At 55.7% G+C, this 12,301-nt stretch carries 9 protein-coding genes; all 9 read right to left on the reverse strand.

The window, feature by feature from the left end; all coding sequences use genetic code 11:
* Nucleotides 1-4 precede the first annotated feature (4 nt).
* Entirely contained in the window at nucleotides 5-1,189 is a 1,185-nt protein-coding gene (locus tag J2X19_RS10340; protein ID WP_310373070.1) for a pyridoxal phosphate-dependent aminotransferase, read from the reverse strand.
* Nucleotides 1,190-1,199: 10 nt separating this feature from the next.
* Nucleotides 1,200-1,757, reverse strand: a complete 558-nt coding sequence (gene nusB, locus J2X19_RS10345; RefSeq protein ID WP_092756580.1) for a transcription antitermination factor NusB — start codon at nucleotides 1,755-1,757, stop codon at nucleotides 1,200-1,202.
* Nucleotides 1,754-2,230, reverse strand: coding sequence for a 6,7-dimethyl-8-ribityllumazine synthase (gene ribH / locus J2X19_RS10350; protein ID WP_310373071.1), 477 nt, complete (start codon nucleotides 2,228-2,230; stop codon nucleotides 1,754-1,756). Before ribH ends, nusB begins: the two co-directional genes overlap by 4 nt.
* 28 nt (nucleotides 2,231-2,258) lie before the next feature.
* Complete coding sequence (gene ribBA, locus J2X19_RS10355) at nucleotides 2,259-3,398, reverse strand: bifunctional 3,4-dihydroxy-2-butanone-4-phosphate synthase/GTP cyclohydrolase II (protein ID WP_310373072.1); 1,140 nt, start codon at nucleotides 3,396-3,398, stop codon at nucleotides 2,259-2,261.
* On the reverse strand, nucleotides 3,395-4,039 hold the full coding sequence (locus J2X19_RS10360) for a riboflavin synthase (protein ID WP_116603903.1): 645 nt from the start codon (nucleotides 4,037-4,039) through the stop codon (nucleotides 3,395-3,397). Before J2X19_RS10360 ends, ribBA begins: the two co-directional genes overlap by 4 nt.
* 61 nt (nucleotides 4,040-4,100) lie before the next feature.
* The gene (gene ribD, locus J2X19_RS10365; RefSeq protein ID WP_405048665.1) at nucleotides 4,101-5,186 is read right to left on the reverse strand and encodes a bifunctional diaminohydroxyphosphoribosylaminopyrimidine deaminase/5-amino-6-(5-phosphoribosylamino)uracil reductase RibD; all 1,086 of its coding nucleotides are present in this window, start codon (nucleotides 5,184-5,186) and stop codon (nucleotides 4,101-4,103) included.
* Nucleotides 5,187-5,897: 711 nt separating this feature from the next.
* Nucleotides 5,898-6,383, reverse strand: a complete 486-nt coding sequence (locus J2X19_RS10370) for a type IV pilin protein (RefSeq protein WP_310373074.1) — start codon at nucleotides 6,381-6,383, stop codon at nucleotides 5,898-5,900.
* Complete coding sequence (locus tag J2X19_RS10375) at nucleotides 6,380-11,509, reverse strand: pilus assembly protein (RefSeq protein WP_310373075.1); 5,130 nt, start codon at nucleotides 11,507-11,509, stop codon at nucleotides 6,380-6,382. The genes J2X19_RS10370 and J2X19_RS10375 overlap by 4 nt, the downstream gene beginning before the upstream one ends.
* Before the next feature lie 60 nt (nucleotides 11,510-11,569).
* Nucleotides 11,570-12,262: a pilus assembly PilX family protein gene (locus J2X19_RS10380; RefSeq protein WP_310373076.1), complete on the reverse strand. Its 693-nt coding sequence runs from the start codon at nucleotides 12,260-12,262 to the stop codon at nucleotides 11,570-11,572.
* Between the last annotated feature and the right edge of the window lie 39 nt (nucleotides 12,263-12,301).

Genomic DNA, 12,301 nt, shown 5'->3' on the forward strand with positions numbered 1-12,301 from the left:
GCGTTCAGCCCAGCATGTCCCGCAAGCGGGCGATGGCGGTGTGCAGGTTGTCCATCGAGCTGGCGGTGGAGAAGCGCAGGTATTTGTGCGTGTCGGTACTGCCGAAATCGCGTCCCGGCGTTACCGCGACGTGGGCCCGGTGCATGATTTCATAGGCCAGATCCCAGCTGTCCTTGATCCCCAATTTGCTGCATATTTGAGAGCAATCTGCCCAGGCGTAGAAGGCTCCATCGGGCATTTCGGGTACTAGGAATCCAAGCGCGTTCAGGGCCGGAATAAAGTAGTCGCGCCGGGCTTTGAATTCGGCGCGGCGGCGTTCGAATTCGGCAATGCTGGCGTCTTCGAAGCAGGCCAGCGCCGCATGCTGTGCCACGGTGCTCGGGCAGATGAACAGGTTTTGCGCAATCCGCTCCACCACCGGCACCAGGGCCTCGGGCACGACCAGCCAGCCCAGTCGCCATCCGGTCATGTGGAAGTATTTGCTGAAGCTGTTGATGCTGATGATCTGGTCGTCCAGCGCCAGCGCGGTCTGGCCAAAGCGGGCGTCATGGCTCAGGCCCAGGTAGATTTCGTCCACCAGGGTGATGCCGCCATGCTGCTGCACCACACTGTGGATGCTGCGCAGCTCGTCCGGAGCGATGGAGGTGCCGGTGGGGTTGGATGGCGATGCCAGCAGCACGCCGCGGGTCTTGTCGGTCCAGGCGGCGGCGACCTGGGCTGCGCTCAGCTGGAAGCGGTCAGCGGCACTGGCGGGCAGCAGCACCGCCTTGCCATCGGCAGCCGACACGAAATGCCGGTTGCAGGGGTAGCTGGGGTCGGGCATTAGGATTTCGTTGCCCGCGTCTATCAAGGCCAGGCAGGCCAGCTGCAGCGCAGCCGAGGCGCCGGCGGTGACCACGATGCGGCTGGCGGCGACCTGCACGCCAAAGCGGCTCGCATACCAGGCGCTGATGCGTTCGCGCAAGGCGAGCATGCCCGTGGCCTGGGTGTACTGGGTGGCGCCGTCGCGGATGGCCTGGGTGGCAGCCTGCTGCACCAGCGGGGGCGCGGTGAAGTCGGGTTCGCCGATGTTCAAGAACACCATCGGCCGGTCGGTATGGGCGACTTTCTGGGCCAGTTCGGAGGCGGCCTTGGCCACTTCCATCACGTAAAACGGCTCGATGGCCTGGGCCCGCCGGGATATCCGCATGCGTTTTGCCTTAGTCGGTATTGGTTTTTCCAACTTTGCCGGCCTTGTCGGCCTGGACCTCGGCGGCGCGCAAGCTGGGTGCCAAGCCATTCAAGATGCCGTTCACATATTTGTGGCCGTCGGTACCGCCAAATTCCTTGGCCAGCTCGATGCATTCGTTCAGCACCACGCGCCAGGGCACATCCAGGCAGTTGCGCATCTCGTACACGCCGATCCACATGACGGAGCGTTCGACGGGCGAGATTTCTTCCAGCTTGCGGTCCAGCAGCGGCAGGATCAGCGCGTCCAACTCGGCGGCTTGCTCGATGCAGCCATGCAGCAGGGCGTCGTAGTGCACCGAGTCGGCCTTGTGGAAGCCGGCCAGGTCGCGGGTGAATACATCGATGGCCGCCGCGTCATTGCGGCCCACCAGGTGCTGGTACAGCGCCTGCAAGGCAAATTCGCGGGCCCGGCTGCGGTCGGATTTGGCGGCAGCTTTGCGCACGCCGGTGTCGGTCAGGCCGCTGCGCGATTGGCGCGGGCGCTTGGTGGCAGAGGCGGGTGGGGTGGTGTTGTCAGGGGTGCTCATGCCAATTGTTCCAGCAGGTTGGCCATTTCCACAGCAACACGGGCCGCATCAACGCCCTTGTCGGTTTGGCGGGCCACGGCTTGCGCCAGGTTTTCGGTGGTGATGATTGCGTTGGCAATCGGGATTTGGTAGTCCAGCCCGATACGGGTGACGGCGCTACCGGATTCGTTGGCCACCAGTTCGAAGTGGTAAGTCTCGCCGCGGATGATGCAGCCCAGGGCCACCAGCGCGTCGTACTGCTCGGTTTCGGCCAGCGCCTGCAGTGCCAGTGGCACTTCGAGGGCGCCGGGGACTTGCACGTGGTCGATGTTGCTGGCCAGCACGCCCAGGGCTTTCAGTTCGCCCTTGCAGGCGTCGGCCAGGGCATTGGTGATGGCTTCGTTGAAGCGGGCTTGCACGATGGCGATACGCAGCTTGCTGCCGTTCCAGCGGGCATCCTGGGGCGCGAGGCCGCCTTTGTCAGCTTCCAGCATGTTGGTTCCTTGAGTGCTTGTGGGGGGCTCAGACTGTGCCTGAGCCGGGTTGTTCGGGAGCCAGGTAGCCGGTGGTTTCCAGCCCGTAGCCGACCAGGCCGGGGCTGCGCCGCGGGCTGCCCATGAGCTGCATCTTGTGTACGCCGCAGGCCAGCAGAATCTGCGCGCCAATGCCGTAGGTGCGCAGGTCCATCTGGCCGCGTTCAGGGGCCTGGGCCGGGCGGGCGGTGCCGTCAAACTGGGCCAGCAGCTCGGCCGCGCTTTCGCCGCAGTTGAGCAGCACGGCGACGCCTTTGCCCTCGGCTGCGATGTGGTGCAAGCTGGCGTCCAGGCTCCAGGAGTGCAGACTGCGATTTACTTCCAGTACGTCGAGTACCGACAGCGGCTCGTGCACCCGTGCTGGGATGGATTCATCGGCGGTCCAGTTGCCCTTGACCAAGGCCAGGTGTACGCCGCCGCTGGGTTTGTCGCGGAAGGCCCGGGCGGTGAAGCTGCCAAAGGCGGTTTCAATCTGCCGGCTACCGACTTGTTCGATCAGGGATTCATTCCGGCTGCGGTACTCGATCAGGTCGGCAATGGTGCCGATCTTCAGACCGTGCAGGGCGGCGAAGACTTGCAGGTCCGGCAGGCGCGCCATGGTGCCGTCGTCGTTCATGACTTCACAGATCACCGATGCCGGGCTGCAGCCGGCCATCACCGACAGGTCGCAACCGGCTTCGGTATGGCCGGCGCGCATCAGTACGCCGCCATCCACGGCCTGCAGCGGGAAGATGTGGCCGGGCTGCACCAAATCGCTGGCGCTGGCATTGCGGGCCACGGCGGCTTGTACGGTGCGGGCGCGGTCGGCCGCAGAGATGCCGGTGGTGACGCCCTCGGCGGCTTCGATGGATATGGTGAATGCCGTACCTTGCTTGGTACCGTTGCGCGCCACCATGGGCGGTAGCTGCAGGCGTTCGCACATTTCGCGCGACAGGGTCAGGCAGATCAGGCCGCGCGCATGGCGGGCCATGAAGTTGATGGCTTCGGCGCTTACATGGTCTGCGGCCAGGATCAAGTCGCCTTCGTTTTCGCGGTCTTCTTCGTCGACCAGGATCACCATGCGGCCTGCGCGTATGTCGGCAACGATGTCTTCGACCGGAGAGATGGCGACGGGGGAGGGTGCTGTCATGGTGCGGGTTTTACAGGTTGCTGTGGGTCGGCCTGGAGCATGCGCTCCACATAGCGCGCGATCAGGTCAATCTCCAGATTGACGCTGGAGCCGACGTGCAGGTTGCCGAGTGCGGTGTTGTCCACGGTGTGCGGGATCAGGTTGATGCGCATCTCGCATCCCGCGGTCGTGTCGCTGATCTGGTTGACGGTGAGGCTGACCCCGTTGACCGTGATCGAGCCCTTGTAGGCCAGGTATTTGGCCAGGCTGGGCGGCGCCAGGATGACCAGCAACCAGCTTTCGCCGATCTGGCTGAACTGGGTCACGCTGCCAATGCCGTCCACATGGCCGGAGACAATGTGGCCGCCCAAGCGGTCGTGGGCGCGCAAGGCTTTCTCCAGGTTGACCGGGCCCGGTGTGTCCAGCCCGGTCGTCTTGTCGAGCGACTCGGCAGAAATGTCGATGGTGAATTGGCGCTGGCTGGGGCTGAGAGTGGTGGCGGTCATGCAGGCGCCGTTGAGCGCGATGCTGTCCCCCAAACCCACGTCGTCCAGATACCCGGCGGGCGTCTCTATGGTGAGACGTTTGCCATGCGATGAAGAGCTGCCCAGGTCGTGCACGGCGACGATGCGCCCCACGCCGGTGATGATTCCGGTAAACATCCGGCTATTTTCGCAGGGTTTCGGATGGATACTGGCGCGGGGGCAAATTCCGCGCAGTTGCTCAGAACTGGTCGCGGCCCGGAATGCGTGCGGCGATGCGGATATCGGGGCCGACCTGGCTGACCGATGTGAATACCAAAGGTACTGCGCCGGACAGCTGGGCCAGCGGCAGCAGGCTGGCCATATCCAGGCCCGGGCCTATCAGCTTGGGCGCCAGGTAGACCAGGAATTCATCGACCAAACCGGCCTGGACCAGGGCGCCATTGAGGGTGTGACCGGCTTCCACATGTACTTCGTTGATCTCGCGCCGCGCCAGTTCGCGCAGCATTTCCGCCAGATCGACCCGACCTGCCGCATCGGGCAGGTAAAGCACGGTGGCTCCTGCCGCCTCCAAGGCTGCCTTTTTTATGTCATTTTGCTCGCTGGCGCATATATAGACTGTGCGACCAGCTATAAAAATATGAGCGTCAGGTGGAGTGTCCAGCCGGCTGTCCACCACCACCAGATGTGGTTGCCGCGGCGTATCGACCAAGCGTGCATCCAGTGTAGGGTTGTCCTTGAGGATGGTGCCGATACCCGTCAACACTGCACAAGCGCGGGCGCGGGAGGCATGGCCATCCGCGCGGGCCTCTGGTGATGTGATCCATTGGCTGTCGCCATTGGCCAAGGCTGTGCTGCCATCCAGAGAGGCAGCGATCTTCATGCGCACCCAGGGCGTCTTACGCACCATGCGGCTGAAGAAGCCGAGGTTGAGTTCGCGGGACTCGGCGGCACCCGGACCTACTTCGACTTCGACGCCAGCAGCGCGCAGCCGGGCAAAACCGTTGCCAGCAACTTGAGGGTTGGGGTCGGCGATGGACGCCACGACCCGCCCGATCCCCGCGTGTACCAACGCATCGCAGCAGGGACCGGTGCGGCCGTGGTGGGCGCAGGGCTCCAGCGTGACATAGGCTGTAGCGCCCTGCACGTTGTGGCCGCGGGCGGCGGCGTCGCGCAACGCCATGACCTCGGCGTGCGGGCTGCCTACGCGCTGGGTGTGGCCCGCGCCCAGAATTTGGCTATCTGGCGCGACGATTACGCAGCCGACAGCGGGGTTGGGGGGGGCGAGCAGGCGGGCTTGGGTTGCTTGGGCCAGCGCTTGCTGCATCAAATCGAGATCGAAGTCAGTCACGGGACGATTTTCTACATAGGGACTAAGAGAGCCTTGGCAAATACTATTCGCGGCTAATGACAAGCTCTAACCTTCGTACGCTAGGCACCTCGGTATGGTTTAGCAAGGCTGGTTGCAAGCGGGTCTGTTCGATTGTGGAGAGAGCTTTTTGAACTAAATCGGGATCGGATATGGATGTGTCTAGCAGATCCCAATGGTCAATTGTCCCTTGCGCGGATATCCAGAGTTGTATTGCTACCCGTAGAGTTGTATTGCGTGGCAACATTTCGGGATCGATCTCCCAGTCGCCTAGCGGTGTTGCAGGTTGGTCTACTTTTTCAATGGGCAAATAGCCTTCGATGCTTGGAGCGGTTGGTATGGATTGCTCTGCCGGAGTCGCTACAGATATCGGGTTGGGTGTATGGTAGTCGGATTGAGTTTGTGCTTTGTGTAGAGTGATCAGAGGTGGCGTAGGCGCAATGATGGCTGCTTGAAGCTGTCCAGAGGTTTGTGATTCCTCCTCCTTTTGGACGCTAGTTTCGGGGAGCAAACGTGCTTGAACGACGTATGCAGGGGGACGGTCGGATATGCGTTGTGGCGGAGTGGTTGGCCAAAGTAGCCCAAGGATTGCCGCATGGATAGCCAATGAGCCTATAGCTGCCCATACAACGGTGGCGATGCGCATTCCCTCGGGTACGGTGCCTGTCGCTATTTCCAGCAGTAGGCGATTGCCGTGGCGAGATTTGACCCAGCCTTGGCTGTGTACGTGCCTGCCACGATGCTGCGCCTCCCCAGGTGGTCTACTGTCATATCGCCGCAGCGGTCTGCAGCCATGCTGGTACCTGTTTTGCGTGTGGCTGTGATGGTATAGCTTGTGCGGGGGCTGGATGCTGAATTGCTTACTGTGATGGCGTAGTACGCTGCTGCGGGAGTAGAGGCCACCCGCGCGGGAAATTGACTGGCATCTGTCACCGCAATTCCCGCACTATTCTGGTCGTAGCGATAGTTTTCCGAGTAAAACCGCTCCATCCATTGTTGACCGCTCAACAAAACTGTTTGCGCCTCAGTGCGGCGACCGCGGGCTATTTGCTCTGTATAGCTGGGGAAGGCAATCGCTGCCAATATGCCAATCACGGCCACCGTGATCATTAACTCTATCAGCGTAAATCCGTGTTGGCGCTTCATGTTCTTCATTGGTCCGTCCTCAGTCCAGGAATTTCACGCCATTGCACGCGACCCAAAGGGTTGTAACACAGAGTACGGCTTTCAGATCCGCTCTCCGATGACAGGGCCTTGCTTCCCGGAGGACAAGTAGCATCCTTTTCACCAATGCCAGTGGTTGCGTTGACATTGTTGCAGCCAGCTTCTCCCGCAACGCAGGTCTGTGGCTTATAGGTTGCCGTGGAGCGGTTGGTGACAGTCACCCACTTCTGGCTTATCACAGGGGTTCCTGCAATCAACGTCCCATCACTGGCTAAGCCCTGAGCTTTGCGTGTGGGAATGCCTGCTATCGGATCAATGATGTAGAGCGTGACATCTGGTGTGTTGTTACAGCTTTCGGTGCCTACCTTTTGACGAACAGTAGGGAACAATAAATACCCAGCTTGCACATCTGGATCGGCTAAGAGCATTTCCGACAGGTTTGGCGTATTTGGCGGAGGACTCGCACCTGGGAAATTGAAGTACCAACCATCTTTGCTGGTCCAGTCTATAGCCGTATAGGTAGAAACACCGCCAGTCGTGGAGTTCGGTGTCGCTGTCACTACACCAGTACTGCTTCGCGCATAGGCTCTAGTAACCAGTGTGGATAGGTCGGGTTGAATCATCGGTCCCGTACCGTTTTGGTCTGTAGAGCTAAATGCTGGACGATCCCATAGGCCAAAGATACGTTGAGGTACCGAGGTCTTTGGAAAGTCACCTGTTTCCAACGCATTGCCTGTGCCAAAGTTGATGATGAGGCCATCGAAAGCAGGATAAACGTACTCTGGGGCTGCAACGATGGGCAAGGGCGTCACCGTAGTCACATTGCCGGTCGTGACACTATTTTGAGCGGTGAATAGTGGACGGTTGACCGCTGGCGTACCGGTCCCTTTGTAAGCGACATCCCAGTTTGCTGTACTAACTGTGCTGCTGATGTCGAACTTCCACAGATTCCCCTTCAAATCACCTGCATAAACTGCGTCTGCTGTACCGTTGTTGTCCCGATCTAGCCAGGTGACGCCCATCAGCCCATTGTTGGGACCAGCATCTGCCACTATTTTTACGTATTGGCCTGTCCAACCACTGGTGATGCTTGGTCCATCTACAAACAAAATGAACAAAGCAGCTTTTCCATTGGCTGATCGGTAACCATTTCCTAGTAGCAGCCCGAACTTACCGTTATTCAGCTTAACCACCGGATTGGCCTGTCGCGTATTTGTATTGGTTCCGATGTCGCCCACTAGGTATCCGAGGTCATCGTCATCATCACGGGTGAATTGCCATTGAAAGATGCTGTTCGGGTTACTTTCTGCTGCAGCAAGTGTGCTTATATTGGTGACGTCCAAGGCAAATATTCCGCGCCCCCCTCGTCCCAACGAACTGAAGGCCATGGTCTTCCAGGTGCCAGTTTCGACAGTAGTCGAAGTTGCAGCGACGATATTAGTTTTTACATCCGCAGTAAATGGGCTGCCATCCACATAAGCCCATACTGTGCTGTCGGGTTGGGTTTCGGTTGCATCCAAAGTGAAGTTTGCACCTTGCAAGCGGGTTCGGCCTACGATTCCTCGTTGTAGAGGGATTTCGGCCAATCGATTGGCCAACATGCCTGGGACGTAGGCGAACAATTCGCTACCCCCTGTAGGACATACCGTGCCTCCACCTTCTGCGCAGAATGCGTGCAGCATCCCATCGTTAGCCGAAACCCAGAGAAGTTTTTCGCGGGCTACGTTAACGGAGTTATTGGCGAAGGCCGTGTAACCAGGCGATTGGTATTCAAGAAAGTTGGCGGAAGGAGGTGCTTGTACCCACGGTGTGGCATTCACGATAGGGCCCAATAAATTATCGCCCCGTTCCCGCAGTCCAGTAGAGGCGCTTTCTAGTGATTGATCGCCGCGCATGTAATTCAGAACCAGCGCAGCATTGGTGGTGCTGAGGGTGTTGGTGCTGGATGTAGTCATCTGGGTGACATATCCGGCAGGTAAATCGGCCCAACGAAAGCGCATTGCTGCTGCGGTGTTTGTAGTGCTCTTATTTCCGAAATTGGTGATGATTTGACGCGAGTTGCCTGGACGATTTGGGGATACATAGTCCGTGCTGGCGCGGATTTTCAATGATTCCCCCGCCTCCCAGGTGGGATTGCTGTCGAATGCGCCACTGCTTAGCAACTTGTAGGCTGCAACATCACCTGTAACAGTCGTAGAGTCAAACTTTGCGACATATTTATAGCTGCCTTCAGCCAGCTGTCCCGACGTTGTCGCAGGGGCGGAGTTGGCATTCTTGGCCAAGCTATCCAGAGCTTTGCGCAACTGTGCCTCAAGCAAATCCGGACGACGGGCCAAGAAATAATTATCGGGCACGCCGTCTGCTCCTAGAGATCCATCGCTTTTGACTTTATCCCATGAATCTACAGATGGAGGAAGTGCTAAATCGGTATAGGTGTTGTTATTATTTTTTGTGCTGGAGTCAAATGAACCATATTTGGCTGCATAAAACAAAGGATCTTTAATTAAAGCATCGGATGCACCATCCATGTGAAAAGTTAGAGAAACTGGATAATCAACATCTTTGACCGTGCAGTATGCGGCAGCTGTTGGAATATCTGGATCACCTGTCGCTCCTGTGCCTGTAACATTGCAAACTGTTGCGCTGTATGCGCCAGCAAAGGCTGGGCTGGTTAAGGTTAAATTTCTATAGGTTGTATTGGCTGGGCTGGTTAAATTTCTGTAAGTATTGTCTCCGCATAAATACTGTGAAGTCGCTGGCATTCCTGATAAAGTTCCAGAGTTGTAATGCTGGTGTGTTAGGTAACGGCCATTTGCATCTGCATTTAGTAAATTCTTCACTCCAATAATACTAAATCCATGGGTTCCTGCTCCACCACCGCAAACACCTGGTATGTCCGTTGTGATCTTTATGTCATAACTTACGGGTGTGGTTGAATTAGTGATAATATCGTATCGCAAATAACCAACGATATCCATATCATAGTCGCCGCCCATTAAAATATCGTTCCAAGTCACAATAAATGCACCGTGCGTTGCACTAGCACTGATAGACGCAAATGTGAGTGGCGCACTGATGCCACCACCACCCTGTAGGCTTTCTGGGGTAATATAGACATATTTAGCTGGATTTGATGCACTAGTTCCGGTTCCTGGTACTAGTACGTCAATGCGTGGGGCACCACCGGTGAGCGAGGCCGCCAAGGTTTTGACTTTTAAAGCATTCTTCACGTATTGCAGGTCGCTTGGTGGGGTAGCTACTGTGCGGATTTTGGAAGTGTTGCCATATAGTGCTGCTCCTGCTACCTGGTAAGTACCTCCCATGGCAGGTGTTTCAGGGCAAATTCCGGAAACATCAGATAAATTCACCACGTTTTTGGCCGAGCAGGAATCGCCATAACCACCTGTGACCGACCCAATCGAACGTAGGCTATTGTTTATGCCTTCCGTTGCTCCCACCGTATTTGTGTAGCTGGCGATATCCCCTGTTCTATTGGGTAAGGTCGCAAAAGGAGTGGCGGCTTGACCATCAAAACTTAAGCTACTGCTGGATAGTAGTAATGTATTTAAAGGGCGGCAAATAGAGTTTCCATATAAACTGTTTCGTGTTGTATTGGTGTTTGACAGTGGGTCACTCCAAGCTCTGGTTGGAAGCCCTAGTGCCGTATCTTTTGTGGTTGTACTTGGATTTGTAGGCGATGGCGTAGAGCCATCGTAAGAGTAATATTGAAGCGCTTGTACCAGCATTTCTCCAATTGGATTCCCCCAAGAGGATAAAGAGCCTTGTGATACAGAACTCGGCGTGCCTGATGAACCATAACTGCGAGAGGTTCTATCATTCAATAATATTGAGTCAAATGTCTTGATGGCACCTATGCCGGTCGTGCGGCCATCAGGGGCCGCTAATGTGGTTGCACAACCAGAAGATGCGCTATGACAAAAAATGCCGGTACTTGGGTTGATCTCGTCTGCAAAATCCCCCATATTTTTTCGCAGAGTACCCGCTGTATAGTTTTCACTATAGTTACCTGTAATGACTCCAAATTCCGCTCGTGCAGCCGTGCCTGCCGCGGCGTATCCAAACTCTTGAAATAAACCGTATGGTTTCAAATTGGTCGTTGAATTGGATGGAAATGCTTGGCAACGCTCCTCTCCAATAAATGCGGGGTCGCATACCTTCACTCGAACAGTTAATTCTGGACCGATGCTGCTATAAGTTGCTCCATCTCTAGCAATAGATGGAATGGTGACTTCGTGGGAAATTCCGTCAATATCGGAGTTTCTGTAGTATCGAGCTAGTTTGGGTCCAAAGGTTCCGGAATTATAGGTGTCTCTCCATTGACATACTTCATATTCTACTGTTGCCCAAAAGCGAACGTTCCCCTTCACCATTCGCATTATGGGTGGATTGGGTGATGCAGTAGTGCTATCGTTTGTGCCTAAGTTGCATATACTTAAACCGGCATAAACGTTTGGATTGCTACCCGTGGTTTTTGTCAATGCCGCTGTTGTGAATGGTGTGTAATCTCTTATATCGGTTCCGCGATAATATTTAACGAATGAATGCGCATCCCAATTAAGCTTTGCTCGTTCAAGAACTGTATTTCCAGTTGCATCTGTACTGCGTGTTCCTCCATAAAGCATTTTTCGAACAACATCCAAACGGGTCATGGTTGACCAATTTAGGAAGTTTCCACTCCAATAACTTTGCGCCGAAGTACACGTATATCTTTCCAGTGTTCTGGTAACACCATTCGTTGTTACAGTGGATGTAATAATAATAGAGGATGCCGCAGGATTGAATTGCTTGCTAGTATTGTCGTATGCATAGCATTTTGTGGGGTCAAAATAACCGTAGTATTTGAATGTAGGCTTGAACGTTGTATCAATTGTTCCGTCGTCATCAAGATCTTCAAAATCTGTGTACACGGGACCAAACATGCTATGGTCTTTTGAGGCCGCCAACATAATCATTGGTCGATTGGAGCTGGTCGTGACGTTTGGAGGAACTAAGGGGCGTGGGGCAGATACATCTACCGGTGTTGCTTGCGCAGGCAAAATTCCCCACATTGCTATAGTTATAAACAGGCTTTTGCAGAAATTACGAACTTTTAGCATGGGAAACTCCAGGGAAATCATTTTTGTAGGCAAAAGCGCAGCCTCGTAGGTCTGTATCGATTAAGGCAAGAAAATAGACTGCACGACCACTTGAGTGCGAGAGGTGTAACCAAATCCTCGTGCAGTGATTCGGTAGATATCTTTTTCCTGCTGCCCGGGCACTGAACGCTTGAAATATTCGATCAGGTATTCTGGTTGGACGGCGACACCTTTAATTGGGGCTGCACCGGTATATGTGCCCAAAGGTACGCCCCCTGTGAATGTTTCGCAGTTATTGCTATCTACCGGGGTTCTGCCGGGTTTGGTAACAGTGCTTCCGTTAAAGTCATTGACCCATTGCCCACCTCTGGTGCTGGGCCACCAAGGTTCACCACCGGTTGTTATATCGGCTGTGCTCCACTGGTAACTCGCATATTGCGCATCGGTGCGCTGGCAAAGGCCTTTTGCACAATTGCTTGTAAAGTCAATAGCAATCAATCTGCGAGCAATTCGGGAGCAAGACCTTCCGGCCAGGAGGCTAGGATTGACGGCCCAATTAGCTACATTTAATCCTGCATTTTCAATATCCCGTTCAGCATCGCGTAAAGCGGATTCTGCAGCCTGTCTGGCTATCTCCATATCTTGCTGATTGCGGGCCATACCTTCGCCAAGCATAGATTGGCGAGCAGCCCAGACTGTTAAACCTGTAATGGCTAGTAAGAAAAGCAGCACCATGACTAGTGCGACGCCTTGTTGAGATTTGGCGGGTTGCATGCACCGCATGAGCGTCAATTTTTTTGGCCTTGTCATAGT

Source organism: Rhodoferax ferrireducens, assembly GCF_031458075.1.
GTDB lineage: Bacteria > Pseudomonadota > Gammaproteobacteria > Burkholderiales > Burkholderiaceae_C > Rhodoferax_B > Rhodoferax_B ferrireducens_A.